Genomic DNA, 21,159 nt, shown 5'->3' on the forward strand with positions numbered 1-21,159 from the left:
GGCGTCGCCGCGGTGCCGCATCCCTCTGTGGGAACAGACAGTCGCACCCCGGGTGAATATGCGCAACGACTTGACGTGCCGCGCCCCCGCCGATTTGTTGGCGCTAGCTGAATTCAGCGGCCGATCGGGTGACTTCTGTTGCCAGGGTGGAGTTCTTGACACCGCAAGCATATGCGCGATCACAGCGGCAGCGGATCGACGTCACAGTCGAACCGCTGGTCGGTCATGGACAACTCCAGCACAGCGGGATGCTGCGGCCCGAGCTTGCCGGTCAGCGCGGCCACGGCCTCGGCACGCAGCCGTTGTCCCTCGTCGACCGAACCCGTCGCGATCAGGTCCAGCGCCAAGTTCGCCGCGCACCCCGACGTGGTCGGGTGATCGGCGCCCAATACCCGAGCACAGGCCTCCCTTGTGACAGTGTCCAGCGTCAGGGCCGTCTCGAAGTCGCGCAGCGCGAACAGATCGTTGGCCAGGTTGATCGCTGCCGCGAGCGTGGACGGATGCTCGGCGCCAACTCTGTCGCGCAAGCCCGCCACGCCGGCCTCGCTGACGTCCCGGGCCGCCGCCGGATCTCCGTTCAGCCGCAACAACACCGCCTGGTTCACCATGGCGGTCAGGCTGTGCGGGTGGGTGTCCCCCAACTGGTCGCGGTAGCGCGCCACCGCCTCGTCACCGACGCGCTGTGCGGCGTCGAGGTTCGATGCGTGCCGCTGGGCGATGGACAGACACAGCTTCGCGGCGATCACCTCCGGGTGAGATTCGCCGTAGCTCCAACTGAGGCTGTCGACGGCTTGTTCCGCCGCCTCCACCGCGCCTGCGCGGTCGCCGATCCTTCGGCGCATCTCCGCGAGCAGGCGGGTGGCTTGCGACGTGAGCGGGTGCCGCTCCCCGTGCACACTGGCGGATCGGGCGACGACGTCCTCGAACGAGCCGCCGGCACGCAGACAGTCCCCCAGTTCCCAGCTGTCGAGCGCCATGCCGATCTGTGTGATCAGGCTCTTCGCATGGTCGGCGCCGTACGTCTCGATCATCTGCCGCAATGTGGCGGTATCAAGCTCGAGCGCCTCGGCGAACTCGCCGGCCAGGCGCAGGCTCACCCCCAGACTGTGCGCGCTGTCGAGCGTGACCGGCTCATCTGGGCCCAGCGCCCGCATTGCGGTGGCGTGGACGCTTCTCGACAGCTCCAGCGCCGATGTGAATTCGCCCCGCATGCGCAAGTCGCCGGCCACGCTGTTCAGGGCCTCGATGGTGCCTTCGTGATCGACTCCCAGCACCCGGCGCGAGATCTCCACCACCGTGTCGTCCAGCGCAGCAGCCCTCTGGTGGTGGCCGTTCAACCGCAGCATCAAACCGAGCCAGCGCCCGATGCGCAGTGTCTCGGGATCGTCCTCGCCCAGCTCCGCGCGCCGTATGTCGTAGACCCGATGGGAAAACTCCAGGGCCGCCCGATGGTCGCCCAACCAGAACAAGTAGACAGCGATGTTGTGGATGAGGTCACGGACCGCGGGATCGTCGCACTCGATCGCGTTCGATGCCGTGACATGCGGAAACAACTCGGCATAGCGAACACGCTGATCGGATTCCCCCGGCATGTTCGGATCGCTCGCGGCAAGCAGCAGATGCGCCCCATGACGCAACGTTCGATACTCGTCCTCGGTCATCTGCCTCTGCAACGCCGATCGCACCAAGCGGTGGATCTGAATGCTGTTGGTACGGTGATCGACACGGGCGAGCGAATACCGGTTGATGTCTCGGATCGCCTCGTTGAGGCGCAGGCGGTCGCGCAGCCCCCGATCGAGGTCCGGCGATATCGACACCGACCGGCCGATCGTGAAGAGGCTCAGGGAGATCGGCTCCGGTGCCAGCACCGCCGCCACCTGGAGGATGCGCAGCGCCGTGGGATTGCGATCCGCCAATCGTTCCAGCGACAGGTTCCAGGCCATACCGACGGAGCTCGGATAGTCAGTGGGCTGGGACACGTTCAACAACTCGTCCTGTTTCTCCTCCAGCAGCTGGAGGTATTCCCCGGCGGGCATGCCGGTGACCGCCCGCCACGCGGCCGCCTGCTCGATCGCCAGCGGCAGGTCGCCCAGCGCGGCCGCCAGCTGGTCGGCGTCCTTGTCCGTCAGTTCAGGCCCCCGCCGCTGGAGCAGCTGCCTGCTCTCCTCGCGCATGAACACGTCGACCTCGAGACCGTGGGCCTGGTTGCGCCATTCGAGGTTCCGGCTGGTGACGAGGATCCGCCCCGGGCCACCAGTCGGCAGGTAGGGCATGACCTCCAGGACCGACTCGGCGTTGTCGAAGACCAGCAACCAGTTCGACGGTATCCGCCATCGGGCGCCGCCCCGGAGCGCGTCCAGCACGATCTGCACGGCGACGTTCGGCTCGACGCCGACACCGACGTTCATCCGCTGTGCGAGTTCGGCCAGCGAGTTCCGGATCTGCACGTCGTGCTCGGCCGGCACCCACCAGATCACCTCGAAGTCGGCCTGGTGGCGATACACGTACTCGATGGCGAGCTGCGACTTTCCGACGCCGCCCATCCCGTGCAGGGCGTGCGGCACGATCGCGGCTGTCGTCCCGGGTACGAGGCTCTCGTGCAGCCGGTCCAGCAACTGCTCGCGCCCGGTGAAGTTGAGGTTGCGGGGCGGCACGCCGCCCCAGACAACCGGTGCTGCGGTCAGCGACGCCGGCCGCGCCGGGCCCGGATCGGTCACATGGAACCTTCGACGCCCGCGAGGCATCTCTTTAGCCAAGCGGACGACATGCCAGCCGAACGGACGAACCCGGCCGCACGATGCGGTCAGCGCAGGCGTTCGACCTTCAGCTCGTTGTCGCGGTAATGGCTGCGCAGCGGCTTCTTGTCGAACTTGCCGACGGTCGTCTTGGGGATCTCCTCGACGAACGTCCAGTTCTCGGGCACCTGCCACTTGGCGACCTTGGCGGCGAGGAACTCGGCGAGCTCGGCGGCGGTCACCGACGCGCCGGCGCGGACGACGACGAAGGCCAGGGGGCGCTCGTCCCAGCGCTCGTCGGGGATGCCGATGACGGCGGCCTCGGCGACGGCGGGATGGCCCATGAGGTGGTTCTCCAGCTCGACGGAGGAGATCCACTCGCCGCCGGACTTGATGACGTCCTTGGCCCGGTCGGTGATCTGGAAGAAGCCGCGGGAGTCGATGGTGCCGATGTCGCCGGTGCGCAGCCAGCCGTTGTCGAACTTCTCCGGTGCGTCGTCACGGAAGTAGGAGCCGGTGATCCACGGCCCGCGCACCTCGATCTCGCCGACGGACGTGCCGTCCCACGGCAGCACCTCGCCGACCGCGTCGACGATCCGCATCTCGACGCCGGCGGCGACGCGGCCGGACTTGAGACGCCACTGGAGATCCTCGGGCGTGCCCTGGGCGACCTCGGCGGGCGGCATAGCCATGCCGCCGAGCGGACTGGTCTCGGTCATGCCCCAGCCCTGCACGATGCGCAGGCCGTACTGGTCCTCGAACGCCTTGAGCAGCGACTCGGGCGCGGCGGCGCCGCCGGAAGTGCCGGCGCGCAAGGAAGACAGGTCGATCTCGGTGCCGGCCCCGTAGTTCAGGATGGCGTTCCAGATCGTCGGCACGGCCGACGCGAGGGTGGACCGCTCCGCGGCGATGAACCGGGTCAGCTGGTCCGGCATCATGAACGGGCCGGGCATGTGCAGGGTCGCGCCGGACAGGAAGGCCCCGTACGGCAGGCCCCACGCGTTGACGTGGAACATCGGCACGATGGTCAGCACCCGGTCGGCCTCGGTGATGCCCATCAGCGTCGCCGACAGCACGGCCATCGCGTGCAGGTACGAGGACCGGTGGGAGTAGACGACTCCCTTGGGGTTGCCGGTGGTTCCGCTCGTGTAGCACATCGTCGCGGCGGAGCGCTCGTCCAGCTCCGGCCATGCGAAGCCGGGTTCCTCGGCGGCGACGATCTCGGAGTACCGCAGCACCCGGTCGCCGAGCACGGACGCGTCACCGTCGCCGACCACGACGAACTTCTCGACGCCGCCCAGATCCGCCAGGCTGCGGGCCAGCAGCGGGATCAGGTTGTCGTCCACGATGATGATCTTGTCTTCGGCGTGGTTGACGATGTGCGACAGCTGCTCCGGGAACAGCCGGATGTTCAGCGTGTGCAGCACCGCGCCCATGCCGGGCACCGCGAAGTACGCCTCGAGGTGCTCCTGGCTGTTCCAGCAGAAGGTGGCGACGCGGTCACCGGACTGCACGCCGAGCCTGGTCAGCGCCGCGGCCAGCCGCTCGGCGTTGGCGGCGACCTCCGCGAAGGTGGCACGCCGGAAACCGGCGCCGGTGTTCGTCACGCACTCGCTGCCGCCGTACACAGCGGCGCCGTGGCGCATGATCGCGGTGATGGTGAGCGGGTACTCCTGCATGGTGCTGACGATCACGCGGCGACCTCCGTTGGACGACTGGTCGCGAGGTTAGTACCGACCAGTTGGTATGGCAACGCCCCGTGTCGTTCACCAAGAATTCAACTCACGATCCTGTCAACTCCGGATACCGACCACCGGGGCCGGGTGATGATCGTCTCGGACGGCGCCGGTCGGCGCCGCGACCGAAGCAAATCCTTTGGGAGACAAGGGTGAAGCGGCTGATCAGCATCGGCCTGGCGGCCGTCCTGGTGATCGGGGTGGCACTGGCCGTGATATTCGGCCGCGGCGGCACCGAAGGCACCCAGCTGACCACGGTCCGTGGTGTCATCGGCTCGGAGAAGCTGGCCTTCTTCAGCGACCAGCGGGTCAAGGACGCCTTCGCCAAGCACGGCCTGGACGTCCAGGTGGACCCGGCGGGCTCACGCCAGATGGCCACCCAGACCGACCTGTCGAAGTACGACTTCGCGTTCCCGTCGAGCAGCCCGGCCGCCGACCGCATCCAGCACGACCACGCCAACTCCCACACCTACGCCCCTTTCTCGTCGCCGATGGCCGTGGCCACCTTCGCCCCGATCGTCGACCTGCTCACCAAGGCAGGGGTCGTGCACAAGGGCGCCGGCGACTACGACGTGCTCGACATCGCCAAGTACATGCAGCTCACCGCGAACGGCACGCGCTGGGACCAGCTGCCCGGCAACACCAGCTACCCGGTGCGCAAGAACGTCCTGATCACCACCACCGATCCGCGGGACTCCAACTCGGCGGCGATGTACCTGGCCATCGCGACGTACGTGGCCAACGGCGACAACGTCGTGAACACGCCCGACCAGGAGGCGGCGGTCCTGCCCAAGGTGACGCCGCTGTTCACCAACCAGGGCTACACCCAGAACAGCACTGACGCGCCGTTCGAGGACTACCTGTCCGCGGGCATCGGCCGCAACCCGATGGTGCTGGTCTACGAGGCGCAGTACGCGGACCGAATCGTGCGCAACGACGGCTCGATCAAGCCCGACATGCGGCTGGTGTACCTGTCCCCCACCGTCTACTCCAAGCACACGCTCGTCGCGCTGAAGTCCCCCGGTGATCAGATCGGACAGCTGTTGACCAGCGACCCGGAGCTGGCCTCGCTGGCCGCCACCTTCGGCTTCCGCACCCAGGACCCGAAGTACTTCACGCAGGCTGTCAGCCAGCACAAACTGCCGCTGCCCACGGATCTGGTGGACACGGTCGACCCGCCGTCGTTCGAGACGCTCGAACGCCTGCTGGACGCCGTCGGGAAGCAGTACGGATCATGAGCGAGCAGCCGCTGACCGCACCGGAGCCGGTGGCCGCGGTGCCGGCGACCCGGGCGGCGGGCATGGTGCCGGTGCCGGCCGAACGGCTGGCCGAGCTGGCCGACGACGCGGAGCGGATCGCGACGGAGCTGGGCGCGATGGACCCGATGGCGCCGGATTTCTCCGTGCGGGTGGGCAAGGTCCTGGCGCTGGGCGAGTCCGAGATGCGCACCGCCGCGACGATCGCGGGCCGGCTGCTGGACCGCGCCGTGCAGGGCGTGAACCCGCCGTCGGACCAGGTCAGCGTGAGCCTGAACGAGCTGCGGCAGCGCGTGGACGAGCTGGATCCGGCCGGGCGCAAGGTGTTCGGCATCAGCCTGGGCAATCCGGCGAAGAAGCTGCTGGCCCGCTACCAGGCCGCCGACGCGCCGATCAACGCCATCGTGCGCAGCCTGCGGGCCCGTCAGGACGACCTGCGCCGGGACAACGCGGCGATCCAGGGTGAGCGGGAACGCCTGTGGGAGTCCATGGGCCGGCTGTCCGAGGCGGCCGCGATGGCCGGCGCGGTCGACGAGGCCATCGACCGACAGGCATCCATTTTGGACCTCGCCGATCCGGCGCGGGCCAACGCGGTGCGGGCGGAGGTGCTTTTCCCGGTACGCCAACGCCATCAGGACCTGCTGACCCAGCTCGCGGTCTCCGTGCAGGGCTACCTCGCGCTGGATGTGTTGCGGCGCAACAATGACGAGCTGATCCGGGGCGTGGACCGCGCGGCCGGAACGACGGTGTCGGCGCTGCGCATCGCGGTGGTCGTCAGCGGCGCGCTCGCCGGGCAGCGCCGGGTGATCGACGAGATGGACACGCTGCGGGCCACCACCGACGGACTGATCAAGGCCAACGCCGACCTGATCGCCATGCAGGGCCAGCAGATCCAGCGCGTCAGCACCGATCCGGCGGTCGGCATGGAGACGCTGCGCCAGTCGTTCGACCAGATCTACCGCGCCATCGACGACATCGAGGGCTTCAAGGCCGCCGCCGCGTCGGCGATGGCCACCACCGTCTCCGCGTTGGAGGACGAGTTGCGACGGGCTCAGAACCGGTTACGGGAGACAGAATGAGGACCAGGCTCACCGCCCTGGCGGTCGCCGCCCTGCTGACTGTGGGCCTCGCCGGCTGCTCCGGCGACCAGACGGATCCGAAACAGCCGCTGGGACAGTCGAAGGCGGGCGTGCTGCGGGTGCTGGCCGGCAGCGAGCTGTCGGACATGCAGCCGATCCTGGACGAGGCCGCCAAGGCGACCGGCGTGCAGGTCAAGTTCACCTTCTCCGGCACGCTGGAGGGCGCGCAGACCGTCGTCGACGGCAAGGCCGACGGCGCGTACGACGCGATCTGGTTCTCCTCCAACCGGTATCTCACGCTCCTGCCGGGAGGGCAGAAGAAGCTCGGCACGCAGACGAAGATCATGAGCTCGCCGGTGGTGCTCGGCCTGCCGGCCGCCATGCTCCAGTCGCTGGGCTGGCAGGACGGCAAGGTCACCTGGTCGCAGATCGCCGACGCCGCCGGGCAGCGCAAGTTCAGTTACGGCATGACCGATCCGTCGGCCTCCAACTCCGGCTTCTCCGCGCTGGTCGGGGTCGCCGCCGCGCTGGCCGGCAGCGGCAGCGCGCTGACCGCCGACCAGATCACCGCGATCACCCCGCGGCTCAAGCAGTTCTTCGCCGCGCAGACGCTCAGCGCCGGGTCCTCCGGGTGGTTGTCGGACGCCTTCCAGAAGCGAGCCAGTGGCGCGGATCCGGGGCCCAAGGTGGACGGCCTGATCAACTACGAGTCGGTGCTGCTGGAGATGAACGCCGGCGGCAGGCAGCCGCTGACCGTGATCCACCCGTCCGACGGCGTGGTCACCGCCGACTATCCGTTGACACTGCTCACGTCCGCCAATTCCGACGCCCGCGACTCGTTCCAGCGGCTGACCGACCACCTGCGCACGCCGGACGTCCAACGCAAGATCATGGACACCACGCACCGCCGGCCGATCGCGCCGCAGGTGCCGCTGGCCAAGGAGTTCACCGACGCCAGCCCCGTCGAGCTGCCGTTCCCCGGCACCGAGCAGGCCGTCGACACGCTGGTGTCCGCGTACTTCGACAAGCTCCGCCGGCCGTCGCGCACGGTGTACGTGCTGGACACGTCCGGCTCGATGGAGGGCGACCGGTTGCAAGGGTTGCAGGCGGCGCTGATCGGCCTCACCGGCGTGGACGATTCGCTCGTCGGCCGCTACCGGCAGTTCCACGCCCGGGAACAGGTCACGCTGCTGCCGTTCTCCACCAGCCCCGGCAATCCGGTCACGCTCACGGTGGATCCGAACAACCGGCAGCCGGCGCTCGACCAGATCAAGCAGACCGCGGACGGGCTGGAGGCCGGCGGCGACACCGCTATCTACACCAGCCTGGAGCGGGCGTACCAGATCCTGGAGCAGCAGTCCGACAGCGATCCGGATCGGTTCACCTCCATCGTGCTGATGACCGACGGCGAGAACAACGAAGGCGACGACCTCAACGGTTTCAAGTCGTTCGTGGCCGGAGTTCCGGACCGGCTGAAGGGCACGCCGGTGTTCCCGGTGCTGTTCGGCGAGGGCAGCCAGGACGACATGAACGCCATCGCGGCGGCCACCGGCGGCAAGGTGTTCGACGGCCGCAGCGAGTCGCTCTCCGACGTGTTCAAAGACATTCGCGGTTACCAATGACGGGCGTCGGAAAGTATCTGGGCTCGACCAAGAACCTGGTCGGCTGCGCGGGCGGGCTCGTCGGGCTCGGCCTGCACTTCGCCGGCGTCGGCGGCGCGTACTGGCTCGGCATCGTCGGCGCGCTGTACGCCGCCGGCGCGCTCGCCGCGCCGCCGGAGCGGGTCCGCCTGGTGCCCCCGCAGCCGGCCGAGGAGGCCGAGGCGCTGCTGCGCGGGCTGGACGCACTCGTCGCGCGGGTGCGTGGGCTCGGCAATCGGGTGCCCGCCGAGGCCGTCGAACGGCTGGACCGGATCGCCGAGGTGCTGTGCGCCCTGTTGGCCCGTCCGGCCGAGCTGGCCGCCTCCCCGGACACGCTGCACACCGTCGCCCGGATCGCCGCGACGGACCTGCCGCTGTCCGTGCAGACGTTCCTGAACATGCCGTGGTGGTACGCCGTGACGCGGCGGGTGGCGAGCGAGCCGAGCGCCGCCGAGCAGCTGCTCACCCAGCTCGACCTGCTGGAACAGGAGGCGACGCGGGTCGCCGAGGAGTTCTACGCGGCCGATTCGCGGCGGCAGGCGGACCACACCCGCTACCTGCGGGACCGGGCGCGTCGCGACGACAAGTGACCCGGTTAGCGTAACGTTCGCGCAGGTTGGCAAGATACGCGGCACCACTCACCGACTACGGGAAGGAACTCGGTTGAACAACCAGACCTCCCAGGTGGACGACCTGCGCTTGGTGGCGACGCCGAGCGCCGTCAACGTCGCCGAGATGTTCGTCCGCTTCTCCCTCATGGAGTGGTCGCTGCGACCCCTCGTGCCGCAGGCGACCCAGGTCGGCCGGCATCTGGTGGCCGCGGTCGTGGACAACGCCGGCCCGGGGGTCGCCGGCTTCCTGACGGTGCGGCTGCGCCTTCAGGGCGACGGTCTGGTCATCGAGATCGAGGACGAGGAAGTGGCCACCCGCCCCGTCGTGTCGCCCGAGGTCGCGGGCGCGCGCATCGGCGTCGTGCCGACCGCGTACGGCACACGCCTGTGGAGCGAGCTGGCGCTGCCCAACAACATGAACGCCCGCTCCGTGCCGCTGCCGCGGCGTGAGCAGCGGCGGTCGCCCGCCGCCGAGGCGCTGGCCGACGAGCCGCTGGGTGTCGACCCTCAGGTCATGCAGCGAATCCTGAGCGCCCTCGGCGGGCCGCAGGATTTTCGGATGTGACCGGTTTCGCGACGGTTGACCGCGGGTAGTCGCGGTGCGTGAATGTTGATCCCGATAGTCTCGCCGCCCGAGGTCTCGCCAGCTACGTCCATACCGTCGCCGCCGAACTGCGCGTGCCGCGCCATGCCGTGCACCACGAGGTGAGTGAGCTCTCCACCGCCTATCTGGCGCTGCACCGGCGCAGCCCGGTGTTCCCCGAGCTGGACCTGATGCTGTTGTGGGACGAGCGGCACGGCTGGTCGGTCGCGCTGGAGACGGCGCCCGCCGACGACCCGGTGGTGCTGGCCTATCTCGGCGGTGACGTGCTCGCCGAGACGGACGAGGTCCACCGGTTCGTCGAGGACGTGATCGCGGGCCGCTGTCCGGGTCAACCCGACGCGCCACCGTCGTTGGACGCCGAGCAGGCCGAGGAGCTGGTGTGGCGGCTCGCCGCCCGTTCCGAGGACGGCCTGGCCGCCTAGTCCACTGTGGACCGTGGGGCCAGCAGCACCGCTGCCAGGGCAACGAGGCCCAGTCCCACCATCGTCACGCCGTAACCGACAAGGCCGAACGCCACGCCGCCGACGGCCGGTCCGACCATGCTGAACGTCGCCGTCGACAGCGACACCGCGCTGTTGACCCGGCCGCGGACGTCGGTCGGCACCACGCGCACGAGCCGGCTGCCGAACGCGATCCGCAGCGCCGGCGCGACCAGCCAGCCGATCCCGAACCCGAACGCGATCACCGGCGCCACCGGCAGGATGCCGGCCGCCGTCAGGCCGACGAACCACAACCCGCCGTGCAGGCCGATGATCGCCCGCACGGACCGGGTGCGGTGCAGGCGCTCGGCGACGAGCGACCCCAGCAATCCGCCGACCGCCTGCACGGCGACCATGAACCCCTGCCCCAGCGGCTCGGCGCGCGCCACGAAGTGGTCGGCGGTGGCGAACACACCGGCCGTCAGCACCAAGTTGAGCACGCTCAGATAGAGCGTCATTCGCCGGAGCGTGCGGTCCTTCACCACCCAGCCCAGGCCGTCACGGATCATCGCGAGGGTTCGACGCCGTCCCGGTCCGGCACCGGGCGCCAGCGGCGTCCTGATGAAGACCAGCAGGATTGCCGAGACCACGTAGCTCGCGGCGTCGAACGCGAACGCCCATTTCGGGCCGACCGCGACCAGTGCGCCGCCGAGCAGCGGTCCGGCCATGCCCAGCGCGAAGTCCCGCGACTGGTTCCGGGCCATGGCCCGCGCGAACAACTCCTCGCCGACCAGATCCGGCAGCGCCGCGTTCGCCGCCGAGTCGAAGACCACCGACAGCGCGCCGACCGCCAGCGCGATCAAGCACATGGACAGCAGCGAAGCCACGCCGAAAGCCGCCTGCATGGCGAGAATTCCCATCAGCACGGCTCGGCAGACGTCGGCGGCGACCATCACCAGCCGGCGATCGAACCGGTCGCCGATCACGCCGGCGTGCAAGGCGAACAACAGTCCCGAGCCGTAACCACAGACGCCCACCAGCGCGGCCGTCGGGGACTGGTGCAGAACCGTCAACGCGTACAGCGGAATCGCGAGGTAGCTGACCTGTGAGCCGAGAATGGAGCTCGCGCGTGACCACCAGTAGAGCAGGTAGTCGCCATTGCGCCAGAGAGTGGCCGTCAACGCGCTACTTGGCGGCCGCCGCGGTGCGGATGAAGCGGACCAGGTCCTCGATGTCATAGCCGAGCTGCTGGCCGCGCGAGGACGCCATCAGCAGGAGCTGGCCGACGATCGTCGCTCCGAAGCCGTCCCGGCCGTCCGGGGACCATTCCCAGAGTTTCTCGATGCCCAGATCCGTCATCAGCAAGCCGTGCGCGGTCCGCACCTCGTGACAGACCTCCGCCACCGCGTCCAACAGCGTCGGCGCGCTGCGAACGCAGCGCAGCCCGAACAGGCCGCCGAAGTCGTCCGGCACGCATCCCTCGGGCGGGTCGGCCTTGATGGCGTCGTACATCGGGTCGTCGTAGTCCGGCGCCGGCCAGGACTGGGTCACGTGCAGGAGGTGGAACTCGTGGCTTGGCTCGACCACCGTCAACCTCCTCCGCCGACCCGATCAGAAGAGGATACCGCCTGTTCAGCGTGTTGGGGGGACCTCCAACCGGGGCAGGCTCGCCATGTGATCATGTGACGGTGACCGCACCGGCTTTCCGTTGATGTGACCCGCGTCACACATCCCGGTTGAGTGGAAACCTTTACAGTGGCAGACGGCCCGCCGCCGCGACCCTCACCGAGGAGGAAAGTCGATGGCCGGCGCGCTCTCCCGCCGTCAGATGATGAAGCTCGGCGCCGCCGTGACCGGCGCGCTCGGGCTGGCCCCGCTGTTCGACGCCCCGGCCTGCGCGGCCAGGCACGACGTGCCGGCGCTGCCGTGGCCGGCGGCGAACGACATCGTGGCCAGCACCAAGCTGCCGACATTCCCGGACCGGACGTTCAAGGTCGCGGACTACGGCGCGGTGGCGGACGGCAAGACGGACAACACGGCGGCCTTCGCCAAGGCGATCACGGCGGCGAACGCGGCGGGCGGCGGGCACGTGGTGGTCGCGAAGGGCACGTACGTCACGGGCGCGATCTATCTGAAGAGCAACGTTGACCTGAACCTGGCGGCCGGCGCGACGCTGGCGTTCAGCGGCGACGCCTCGAAGTACCCGACGGTCCTCACCCGCTACGAGGGCATCGAGTGCATGAACCGCTCCCCCATGATCTACGCCCACGGCGAGCACAACATCGCCGTCACGGGCAGCGGCGTGCTGGACGCGGGCGGCACGTCGTCGTGGAACAAGGGCAGCGACCGCGCCTACCTGGACGGCCTGGTGGCCAAGGGCGTGCCGCCGGAGCAGCGGATCGTGCCGGGCTCGGGCCACGACATGCGGTCCACGTTCATCGAGCCGTACTCCTGCGACACGGTGCTGATCCAGGGCATCACGCTGAAGAACCCGATGTTCTGGCAGATCCACCCGACGCTGAGCAAGAACGTGACGGTCGACGGCGTCACCACCGACGCGAGCACGGCTCACTCCAACACCGACGGCTGCGATCCCGAGTCCTGCGACCACGTGGTGATCAGCAACTGCACCCTCGGCGCGCACGACGACAACATCGCCATCAAGTCGGGTCGTGACGCCGACGGCCGGCGGATCAACGTGCCGTCACAGAACATCGTCGTGGTCAACTGCACGATGAACGGCAACTGGGGCGCGATCACCTGCGGCAGCGAGATCACCGGCGGCGTGCGCAACGTGTACGCATACAAGATCAAGGTGGTCGGCGCGACGAAATTCGCCCTCTACGTCAAGTCGAACACCCTGCGCGGCGGCTTCGCCCAGAACATCAACCTGGACACCGTGAGCGGCACGTTCGATCGTGACATCGCCTTCGTGACGATGACCTACAACGGCCAGACCGGCAACTTCCCGCCGAAGTTCGGACCGCTCAGCATCACCAACAGTTCCAGCACCAAGGTCAACGGCAAGGCCTTCGACGTCAGCGGCCTGTCCAACGACCACATCGCCGGCCTCACCGTGACGAACTGCGCGTTCAACGGCGTCTCCGACACGTCCAACACACTGTCCAACATAGACGGTCGGAAGTTCACCGGCGTCACCGTGAACGGCAAAAAGGTGGGGTAATCACAGTTTCTGCGCTGCTAGCGTCGAAAGACCAGCGCAGAACGGGGTTCACGCGTGTTCGACACGGCCGATCAGTCGGATGTGCCGCAACTGTTGCGGCTGTATCGACGAGTCTACGGGGCGAGCTATTCGCTGCCCCTGGGCACCGACCCGGTGGTGATGTCCGCCGAGATCGCGTCGGCGGGCACCATCTGGCTGGTGGCAAGGCATCCGGCCGACGGCGTGGTGGCGTCGATCATCGCCACCGTCGATCCGCACGATCGGCTGGGCAAGGTGCAGGGCATGGTCGTGGACCCCGCGCACCGGGGCGCCGGCATCGCCCGCCGGATCCTCGCCGCCCTGGCCGAGCGGGTGCTGGCCGGCGGTGAGGTCGACTCGGTCTACGCCACCGCCCGCACGACCACCGTTGCGCCGCAACATACGTTCCTCGGCAACGGGTTCCACCCGATGGGCGTGTTCCCGAACCTGCGGCGGTCGGACCGGCACGAGACGATGGTGCTGCTGGCCCGCTACCGCGACGGCGTGCTCGACCGGCGCATCCCGGTGGAGCGCGTGCCGTCCGGGCTGGCCGGCCTGATCGACGCGACCGCCGCACAGGTCGGCTGGCCCGATCCGCCGGAGGTCGTGCCCGGGCCGGATCAGCCGTCACCGCCGTGCACCGATCCGCCGACCGCCGAGCTGGTGGACGCTCCGCGGTTCGTCCTCGACCGGTTCCAGGAGCGGATCGCGGACCCGGTGCGGCGGTTCTATCCCTTCCACACGCCGAACATGATGCTCGTCGACACCGATTACGAGTTGTACGTCCACCTGAGCCGCCGGGACGGCTACTGCGCGCTCGTCGCGGCGGCGCCACGGCCGATGGCGGTCGCCGAGCACCTCGACCAGACCATCCGGCAGCTCACCGATCTCGGAGCGATGTACGTCGAGACGCTGGTTCCGCTGCACGCGTTCGCCGAGCTGTCGGTGCTGCTGACGCGGGGCTTCATTCCGGCCGCGCTGTACCCGGCGATGCGCCGCGACGGCGACGGTTTCCGCGATTACGTGGTGATGGCCCGGACCGTGCAGCCGCTGGACTTCCGCGGCCTGGCCATCGACGCCGCCTTCCGGCCGTTCACCGAGCAGTACATCCAGGCCTGGACGCAGCAGTACCTCAACACCCACGGGGTCTACCGATGAACCTGCTCTCCGACCCGGTCACCGTGCCGGATCCGGTCGCGCTGGCCGACGTGCAGCGGCTGTGCGACATCGCCGACGGCTACACCCACGACGACGGGCTGTTCCTGCGGGCCATGACCGAGTCGAACGCCTGGCACGCCGCGAGGTCGCCGTTCTTCCGTTCCCTGGTCGGGGATCTCGGCCCGCTGACGCGTCTCGAGGACCAGCCCTTCGTGCACGCCGACTTCTTCAAGATGCACGAGATCGTGTCGGTGTCGGACAAGGACGTCACCGCGCATCTGACGTCGTCCGGCACCACCGGTCAGAAGTCGCAGATGTTCTTCGACGCCTTCACGATCGGCGCCGGCCGGCGGATGGTGGCGCGGCTGTTCGAGCACAACGGCTGGATCGACGACGAGCCCGTCAACTACCTGCTCTACCACTACCAGCCGCAACCCGGGCTGTCCCTCGGCACGTCCGCCACCGGCCAGCTGACCTGCCAGTTCGCGCCCGTCAACGCCATCGAGTACGGGCTGCCGAACACCGGCTCCGGCCACGAGTTCGACCCGTTCGGCTGCGTCCGGGCGCTGCTGCGGTTCGCCGAGGAGGGCCGCCCCGTACGGATCTTCGGCTTCCCCGCGTTCCTGGCGTTCACGCTGGACCGCATGCGGGACATGGGGTTGCCGCCGATCGAGCTGTCGCCGCGATCGCTGGTGCTGTTCGGCGGCGGCTGGAAGGGCAACGCCGACAAACAGGTCGGCAAGGCCGAGCTGTACCGGCGGATCACCGACCGGCTCGGCATCCCGGACGAGCGGATCCGGGACGGCTTCGGCTCGGTCGAGCACTCGGTGCCGTACTTCGAGTGCGTGCGGCACAACCTGCACGTGCCGAGCTGGTCGCGGGTGCTGATCCGGTCCGTTCGCACGCTGGAACCGCTGCCGTACGGGGAAAGGGGTTACCTCCAGTTCCTGTCGCCGTACATCACCTCGGTGCCGGCGCAGAGCGTGCTGATGGGCGATCTGGCCTCGCTGCACCCCGCCGAGGAGTGCGGTTGCGGCCTGCCCACGCCGTGGTTCGTGGTGCACGGCCGCGCCGGCGTCAGCCGCAACCGCAGCTGCGCGATCGCCGCCGCCGAGATGCTCAAGGGACGGTCCTGATGCACTACTGGCAAGGGGAGACGGTCGACGACGAGGCCGCCGGCAAGCTGCTGGACACGCTGGCCGAGTGCGCCCAGGAGGTGCTGACGGGTCGGCCGCTCAGCCCACTCGTCGTGCTGTCGGCCTGTGCCCGCCTCGGCCGGGACCTCGCCGGCGGCCCGGTTCGAGACCGGCTTGCTGCCCGGTTGCGGGAGTGGGAGCTGCCCGCCGACGAGATCGACCGGACGTTCCGCGATCTCGCCAAGGCGCTGGACCGGGAGGCGTTGGAACAGAAGGTCGTCCGCGAGCTCGGCGGCCTCGATCCGGCCCGCCTGGCCCGGTTCGACCTGCGGCGGCCCGTGTTCGAGGCGTGGGTGCCGGTGGGTCTGCTCGTGCACTTCGCGCCCGGCAACGCACCGGCGGCGGGGGCGCTGAGCGCGATCGAGGGGCTGCTCGCCGGCAACCTCAACGTGATCAAGACCAGCGGCGACGACTCGTCGTTCACGGCGGAACTGCTGGCCGAACTCGCCTCGCACGACCGGACCGGCGCGATCGCGGCACGGCTGATCGTGCTGCGCTGTCCGTCCAGCCGACGGGACTGGCTGGAACGCATGTGCGCGCCCGCCGATGCCGTCGCCGCGTGGGGCGGCGAGGAGGCGCTCGCCGCCGTCGCCGAGCTGCTGCCGCCCGGCTGTCGGCTCGTCGACTGGGGTCCGAAGCTCTCCTTCGCCTATCTCACCGCCGATTCCTGGTCGTCGCCGGACGAGCTGCGCGCCGTCGCGGATGACGTGTGCCGGCTCGACCAGCAGGCCTGTTCCAGCCCGCAGGTGATCTACCTCGACACCGACTCAGCCGAGGAGGTATTCGCGTTCGCCGACCGGTTCGCCGCGGTGCTGGCCGCGGTGTCGCCGGACGTGCAGCGGCGCGAGCCAAGTGACGCGGAGTGGGCGGAGATCACCAACACCGTCGTGGTGACCGGGCTGGAGGAACACCTCGGCCTGACCAGGGTCGTCGCCGATCCAGCGGGCGGCTGGCGGGTGCTCGCCGACGTCCGATCCGCGCTACGGGCCTCGCCGCTCTATCGCACGGTGTGGGTGAAGCCCTTGCCCCGCAACTTGATCGCCGCCACGCTGCGCCCGATGCGCCGATACCTCCAGACCGTCGGGCTCGGCGCCTCGCGCCGGGACACCGCCGCGCTGGCCCGGCTGCTGGTCGGCATCGGCGTGCAGCGGGTGACCGTGCCCGGCGAGATGCTGTCCAGCTACGACGGCGAGCCGCACGACGGCGTGTACGCCATGCAGCGCTACAGCCGCCGGGTGGACGTCCAACTGGACGACCGCTTCCGCACCGACGCGTGCCTGGACGACCTCATCGGCACCCGGCAGCTCGACGCGCCGGACGTGCCCGTCACCACCAAGGCCGAGTTCGAGCGGTTGCAGGACGACATCAGCCGGGCCGAGGTCTTCTTCCGCAGCGGCGGCAGCACCGGCGCGCCCAAGCTGTCGGCGTTCAGCTGGGACGACTACCACGAGCACATGCGGTTCACCGCCGAGGGGCTGCTGGCCGCCGGCCTCGACCCGCGATCCGACCGGGTGATGAACCTGTTCTTCGGCGGCCACCTCTACGGCGGCTTCCCCAGCTTCTTCTCCACCCTCGAGGCGCTGCGGGCCGTGCAGTTCCCGATGGCCGCCCAGCCGCACATGCACCGGGACGTCGCCCGGTCCATTGTGGACAACCGGGTGGACACGCTGGTCGGCATGCCCAGCTACCTGCTGCGCATGTTCGACGAGGCCGGCGACATCCTCGGCGCGCACGGCGGCGTGCGGAAGATCTTCTACGGCGGCGAGCACTTCGGCGAGCGGCAGCGCCGGCGGCTGACCGAGGACTTCGGCGTCGAGGTGATCCGGTCTGCCTGCTACGGCAGCGTGGACGCCGGCCCGCTCGGCTACCAGTGCGAGCACTCCCCCGCCCGCGTGCACCACATGCTCACCGGCCTGCACACGGTGGAGATCGTCGATCCGGTGGACGGCGTGGGACGGCTGGTGATCACCTCGCACACCCGACGCGGGCAGCGCCTGGAGCGGTACGAGATCGGCGACCTCGGGCGCTGGCTCGACGACGACTGCCCGTGCGGGCGGCGCACTCCCCGGTTCGAGCTGCTCGGCCGGACCGGCGACGTGTTCCGCAGCGGCGGCCACTTCCTCAACTACCGGCGGCTCGTCGCCGTCGTCGAGGACACGCTGGACTACACCGGCGCCGTGCAGGCCGTGCTCACCGAGGACGAGCGGTTCGAGCACCTCACCGTCCGCGTCACCGAGCAGTTCGACGACGGCGTCCGCCGCATTCTGGACGGCTACCCCGATCTGCGGATCGTCGTCGAACGCGACCGACAGCTCCAACTGCACGTCGAGGTGCTGCCGGTCGAGGAGTTCGAGCACACCGCCGCCAGCGGCAAGCTACTGACCGTCGTCGACCGCCGGACCAGGAACATCTGATGCTCACTGAACTTGTCGCCTATGCGCGGGAGAATTCGCCGTACTACAAGGAGCTCTACGCCGGCCTGCCGCCGGTGCCGGAGCTGGCGGACCTTCCGATCGTCGATCACGCCACCTATTGGGCGGCCAACTCGTTGCACGACAACACCTTGCTCACCGGCGAGGTCACCGACGGCATGGTGTTCAAAACCGGCGGCACGACGAGCGCGCCGCGGGTGTCGGTGTACACCCGGGCCGAGTGGCGGGACATGGTCACGACGTTCGCCACCGGGCTGCCCGCCGCCGGCGTTCGTTCCGGCGACCGTGTGGCGAATCTGTTCTATGCCGGCGAGCTGTATTCCAGCTTCATCTTCACGTTGAACCTGTTGCAGGAGGCGGCGGTCGACACTGTGCAGCTGCCCATCGCCGGCAGCGCCCCCGCCGACTTCTCCGTCCGCGCGATGAAGGAGTTCGCCGCTACCGTCGTGGCCGCGCCGCCTACCTCGCTCTGTCAGCTGGCCCAGCACGTGCTCGACACCGTGGGATTGCTGCCTGCGGTGCGGGTGGTTCTGTTCAGCGGCGAGTCGTTCTACGGCGACCAGCGGGCGCTGCTCGCCGCCGCGTTCCCCAACGCCGTCGTCCGTTCCATCGGGTACGCCAGCGTCGACGGCGGCGCGCTGGGCGCACCCGTTGCCGACTCGACGGATTCCCGTGTGCACCGGGCCTTTGGCCCTAGCCGGATCCTGGAGATCGTCGATCCCGAGACCGGCGCGGCGGTGACGGCTGCGGGAGTCGCCGGACGGGTTGTGGTGACCGACCTGTCACGGCGGCTTCAGCCGGTGATTCGGTATCCGGTGGGAGATCTCGCCGAGTGGGTCGACCGTGATGCCGGTGTCTTCCGGCTGCTCGGGCGGTCCGATGAAGGTGCCCGGGTAGGGCCGGTGACCGTCTACTTGGACGATTTGCGGGATGTTGTGGAGCAGGTGGTCGGGGCGGTCAGCGGCATGCAGGTCGTGCTGCGGCGGGTCGACGCCAAGGACCAGTTGGTGGTTCGAGTCGTGACCGCTGAGGGGATCGACGCCAGGGCGATCGGGGCGCGTCTGGACCAGGTGCGGCCGATGTTCGCCGACCACGTGCGACGAGGCCTCATCCAGCCGCTCGCCGTCGAGGCTGTGCGGACGGGGGATCTCGTGACGAATCCCCGGACGGGCAAGCTCATCCGGCTGGTCGACGAGCGGGGCTAACCGAGAAACGCCTCCAACTGCTCGACCACGAAGGCGTGGTCGTCGGCCTGGGGCAGGCCGGACACCGTGATCGAGCCGACGACGCCGACGTCGCGGATGATCAGTGGGAACGAGCCGCCGTGCGCGGCGTACAGGTCGGGGTCGAGGCGGGACTTCTCCTCGAACGTGCCGCCGCCGGCGCGGAACTGGCAGCCGACCAGGTACGAGCTGTGGCCGTAGCGGCGGACGACGCGGGACTTGCGCTCCACCCAGGCGTCGTTGTCGGCGGAGGTGCCGGGCAGTGCGGCGTGGAACAGGCGCTGGCCGTTGCGCTCGATCGACACCACCACCGGCAGCTCGCGCTCCCGCGCGGCGGTCACCATGCGCGCCCCCAGTTCCCAGGCCGCGGCGTTGTCGAAGCCGGCGAACACCAGGCGGTGTTCCTGGTCACGGAGGTCGTCCAGGTCGGGGTCAGCCATGCCCCCGACTTAATCAACACTGTTGCGAAAGTGCAACCCCCGCCCGATGAGATCCCGGCAACCAACCGAGTGCGAGGCCCCGCCGATGCTTCGCCCGGTTGCTGGATTTCGATCGGCCGCCACCCACGCACCCACAACCCGAGCCCGATGCGGCCGATCGAAATCCAGCAAGGGCGAGGCGTCGGCCCCCGAAGGGGCCGAGCCGCGCGCGCCAGCGCGCCAACAACACAGCGGGCCCCCGCCGCGCGACGGGGGCCCACCTTTCCGCCGTGAAACTCACCCCTCGATGCCCTTGAAGATCTTCGAGTAGGCGTAGCCGACCTTCTTGTCGTAGGAGTCGACCTCCCAGAAGGAGAGCTCGCTGACGCCGTTCGACTTGGCGAACGCCTCCAGCGTCTTGGCGTTGGCCTGGGTGAAGTTCTCGTTGTCGTCGTTCTTGCCGGCGATCGGCGTCAGCCCCTGCAACGCGAAGCCCTGGGCGGCGGACACGCCGTACAGGCTGGACAGCTGCTTCGCGGTGGCCTTGGACGCGGACTCGGCGTCGTTGAGGGCGTTCTGCCCGTTGCCGAAGTCCATGACCATGATGTTGACGGTGCTGACCTTGACGCCCTGGGCCTTGGCGTCCTTGAGCAGGTTGAGGGCGTTGCTCTCCAGGCCGGTCGGGTCGACCGGCAGGGTGAAGTCGACCTGCACCGACGGGTCGGCCTTCTGCAGCGCGGCCAGGGCCTGGTCGCGCCGCGTGATGGAGGCCTTGTTGTCGAGCGGGCCGCCCTCGATGTCGAAGTCGAGACGGTGCACGTTGTTCGTCTTGACGACGTTGGCGTACGCGGCCTGCAGGCTCGACACACTGGTGCAGGTGAGCGCGAGCTCACCGCCTTCGGCGCCGCCGAAGGAGATGATCACGTCGCCGCCCGCGGACTGCAGCGAACTGATCTGGGACTTGAACGCACCGACGGCGGCGCCCCCGTCCTCCCACTGCGGCGTGCAGCCGCTCTTGGGAATGAGGAACGCCAGCGTGTAGTGATTCACACCGGACGCGCTCTTGTCCGAGGCCATGTCGCCGGCGGAGCCGCTGGACAGCTCCAGGTAGGGCGCGGCGAACTTGGCCGGGAAGGACTTGGGCGTGGCCGCGGTGGCCCCGGTCGCGCCCAGCGCAAGCGCGGCCGCGGGCAGCATGGCCGCGGCGGCGATGGTGAGGGCACGACGAACTGCGCTTGCCATGGACAGGGTTCCTTCCTAGCAGGGAACAAGGAAGGCGGCGGGAACTGCGGTCCGTTGGGAACGTTTCCAGCATTGGATAGGAAACCTTCCTGACGGATTACGCAACGCTAGGACCGCCGCCGCCGACCCGTCAAGATGAGCGTCCGTTAGGAGCGCTTTGCCCGTTTGTACGGGATGGTCGGCGCAAGACGGCTACCCGGAGGATCC

General features: G+C 69.2%; 17 protein-coding genes. 11 read left to right on the plus strand and 6 right to left on the minus strand.

Annotation, left to right across the window (positions count from 1 at the left end; genetic code table 11):
- Positions 1-179 precede the first annotated feature (179 nt).
- Together fxsT and BCF44_RS58045 are read right to left on the minus strand one after the other, a co-directional pair.
- A complete protein-coding gene (gene fxsT / locus BCF44_RS39545; protein ID WP_116179620.1) occupies positions 180-2,744 on the minus strand; it encodes an FxSxx-COOH system tetratricopeptide repeat protein in 2,565 nt (854 codons plus the stop codon).
- 59 nt (positions 2,745-2,803) lie between these two features.
- The gene (locus BCF44_RS58045) at positions 2,804-4,429 is read right to left on the minus strand and encodes a long-chain fatty acid--CoA ligase (RefSeq protein ID WP_342775696.1); all 1,626 of its coding nucleotides are present in this window, start codon (positions 4,427-4,429) and stop codon (positions 2,804-2,806) included.
- Positions 4,430-4,623: 194 nt separating this feature from the next.
- Between BCF44_RS58045 and BCF44_RS39555 the strand changes: the two genes are divergently transcribed.
- The 6 genes from BCF44_RS39555 to BCF44_RS39580 all read left to right on the plus strand — a co-directional run bounded on the left by BCF44_RS39555 (position 4,624) and on the right by BCF44_RS39580 (position 10,083).
- A complete protein-coding gene (locus BCF44_RS39555) occupies positions 4,624-5,709 on the plus strand; it encodes a hypothetical protein (protein WP_116179621.1) in 1,086 nt (361 codons plus the stop codon).
- Positions 5,706-6,806 carry a toxic anion resistance protein gene (locus BCF44_RS39560; RefSeq protein WP_116179622.1) on the plus strand — a complete coding sequence of 367 codons (1,101 nt, stop codon included), beginning with the start codon at positions 5,706-5,708 and terminating at the stop codon, positions 6,804-6,806. Before BCF44_RS39555 ends, BCF44_RS39560 begins: the two co-directional genes overlap by 4 nt.
- On the plus strand, positions 6,803-8,428 hold the full coding sequence (locus BCF44_RS39565; protein ID WP_116179623.1) for a vWA domain-containing protein: 1,626 nt from the start codon (positions 6,803-6,805) through the stop codon (positions 8,426-8,428). The genes BCF44_RS39560 and BCF44_RS39565 overlap by 4 nt, the downstream gene beginning before the upstream one ends.
- Positions 8,425-9,036, plus strand: a complete 612-nt coding sequence (locus tag BCF44_RS39570; RefSeq protein ID WP_116179624.1) for a hypothetical protein — start codon at positions 8,425-8,427, stop codon at positions 9,034-9,036. Before BCF44_RS39565 ends, BCF44_RS39570 begins: the two co-directional genes overlap by 4 nt.
- Before the next feature lie 73 nt (positions 9,037-9,109).
- On the plus strand, positions 9,110-9,622 hold the full coding sequence (locus BCF44_RS39575) for an ATP-binding protein (RefSeq protein ID WP_116179625.1): 513 nt from the start codon (positions 9,110-9,112) through the stop codon (positions 9,620-9,622).
- Positions 9,623-9,660: 38 nt separating this feature from the next.
- Positions 9,661-10,083, plus strand: a complete 423-nt coding sequence (locus tag BCF44_RS39580) for a DUF6292 family protein (protein WP_147328800.1) — start codon at positions 9,661-9,663, stop codon at positions 10,081-10,083.
- On the opposite strand, the gene BCF44_RS39585 is transcribed toward BCF44_RS39580, so the two are convergent.
- Together BCF44_RS39585 and BCF44_RS39590 are read right to left on the minus strand one after the other, a co-directional pair.
- Positions 10,080-11,261, minus strand: coding sequence for an MFS transporter (locus BCF44_RS39585; RefSeq protein ID WP_170217989.1), 1,182 nt, complete (start codon positions 11,259-11,261; stop codon positions 10,080-10,082). The two genes, BCF44_RS39580 and BCF44_RS39585, sit on opposite strands and share 4 nt — an antisense overlap.
- Before the next feature lie 4 nt (positions 11,262-11,265).
- Positions 11,266-11,667, minus strand: a complete 402-nt coding sequence (locus BCF44_RS39590; protein ID WP_116179628.1) for an amidase — start codon at positions 11,665-11,667, stop codon at positions 11,266-11,268.
- Between the two features lie 214 nt (positions 11,668-11,881).
- On the opposite strand from BCF44_RS39590, the gene BCF44_RS39595 reads away from it, so the two are divergent.
- Genes BCF44_RS39595 through BCF44_RS39615 form a run of 5 tightly spaced genes read left to right on the plus strand, consistent with a single transcriptional unit; the run spans position 11,882 to position 19,273 of the window.
- Positions 11,882-13,264: a glycoside hydrolase family 28 protein gene (locus tag BCF44_RS39595; protein WP_116179629.1), complete on the plus strand. Its 1,383-nt coding sequence runs from the start codon at positions 11,882-11,884 to the stop codon at positions 13,262-13,264.
- A gap of 54 nt (positions 13,265-13,318) precedes the next feature.
- The gene (locus BCF44_RS39600) at positions 13,319-14,440 is read left to right on the plus strand and encodes a GNAT family N-acetyltransferase (RefSeq protein ID WP_116179630.1); all 1,122 of its coding nucleotides are present in this window, start codon (positions 13,319-13,321) and stop codon (positions 14,438-14,440) included.
- Positions 14,437-15,576: a LuxE/PaaK family acyltransferase gene (locus BCF44_RS39605; protein ID WP_116179631.1), complete on the plus strand. Its 1,140-nt coding sequence runs from the start codon at positions 14,437-14,439 to the stop codon at positions 15,574-15,576. The genes BCF44_RS39600 and BCF44_RS39605 overlap by 4 nt, the downstream gene beginning before the upstream one ends.
- Positions 15,576-18,050 (plus strand): acyl-CoA reductase, encoded by a 2,475-nt coding sequence (locus tag BCF44_RS39610; protein ID WP_116179632.1) that lies wholly within the window; start codon positions 15,576-15,578, stop codon positions 18,048-18,050. Before BCF44_RS39605 ends, BCF44_RS39610 begins: the two co-directional genes overlap by 1 nt.
- Positions 18,050-19,273: a phenylacetate--CoA ligase family protein gene (locus tag BCF44_RS39615; protein ID WP_116179633.1), complete on the plus strand. Its 1,224-nt coding sequence runs from the start codon at positions 18,050-18,052 to the stop codon at positions 19,271-19,273. The genes BCF44_RS39610 and BCF44_RS39615 overlap by 1 nt, the downstream gene beginning before the upstream one ends.
- Here the strand turns inward: BCF44_RS39615 and BCF44_RS39620 are convergent.
- Both BCF44_RS39620 and BCF44_RS39625 read right to left on the minus strand, forming a co-directional pair.
- Positions 19,270-19,731, minus strand: a complete 462-nt coding sequence (locus BCF44_RS39620) for a heme-degrading domain-containing protein (RefSeq protein WP_116179634.1) — start codon at positions 19,729-19,731, stop codon at positions 19,270-19,272. The two genes, BCF44_RS39615 and BCF44_RS39620, sit on opposite strands and share 4 nt — an antisense overlap.
- A 276-nt stretch (positions 19,732-20,007) precedes the next feature.
- The gene (locus tag BCF44_RS39625; RefSeq protein WP_116179635.1) at positions 20,008-20,952 is read right to left on the minus strand and encodes a chitinase; all 945 of its coding nucleotides are present in this window, start codon (positions 20,950-20,952) and stop codon (positions 20,008-20,010) included.
- Positions 20,953-21,159: the final 207 nt, after the last annotated feature.

Source organism: Kutzneria buriramensis (genome assembly GCF_003387475.1).
GTDB lineage: Bacteria > Actinomycetota > Actinomycetes > Mycobacteriales > Pseudonocardiaceae > Kutzneria > Kutzneria buriramensis.

Coding starts and splice junctions, on each gene's coding strand:
- BCF44_RS39625 (WP_116179635.1), bottom strand. CDS start 20,952: ATGGCAAGCGCAGTTCGTCGTGCCCTCACCATCGCCGCCGCGGCCATG.
- BCF44_RS39565 (WP_116179623.1), top strand. CDS start 6,803: ATGAGGACCAGGCTCACCGCCCTGGCGGTCGCCGCCCTGCTGACTGTG.
- BCF44_RS39605 (WP_116179631.1), top strand. CDS start 14,437: ATGAACCTGCTCTCCGACCCGGTCACCGTGCCGGATCCGGTCGCGCTG.
- BCF44_RS39620 (WP_116179634.1), bottom strand. CDS start 19,731: ATGGCTGACCCCGACCTGGACGACCTCCGTGACCAGGAACACCGCCTG.
- fxsT (WP_116179620.1), bottom strand. CDS start 2,744: ATGCCTCGCGGGCGTCGAAGGTTCCATGTGACCGATCCGGGCCCGGCG.
- BCF44_RS39560 (WP_116179622.1), top strand. CDS start 5,706: ATGAGCGAGCAGCCGCTGACCGCACCGGAGCCGGTGGCCGCGGTGCCG.
- BCF44_RS39570 (WP_116179624.1), top strand. CDS start 8,425: ATGACGGGCGTCGGAAAGTATCTGGGCTCGACCAAGAACCTGGTCGGC.
- BCF44_RS39610 (WP_116179632.1), top strand. CDS start 15,576: ATGCACTACTGGCAAGGGGAGACGGTCGACGACGAGGCCGCCGGCAAG.
- BCF44_RS39595 (WP_116179629.1), top strand. CDS start 11,882: ATGGCCGGCGCGCTCTCCCGCCGTCAGATGATGAAGCTCGGCGCCGCC.
- BCF44_RS39615 (WP_116179633.1), top strand. CDS start 18,050: ATGCTCACTGAACTTGTCGCCTATGCGCGGGAGAATTCGCCGTACTAC.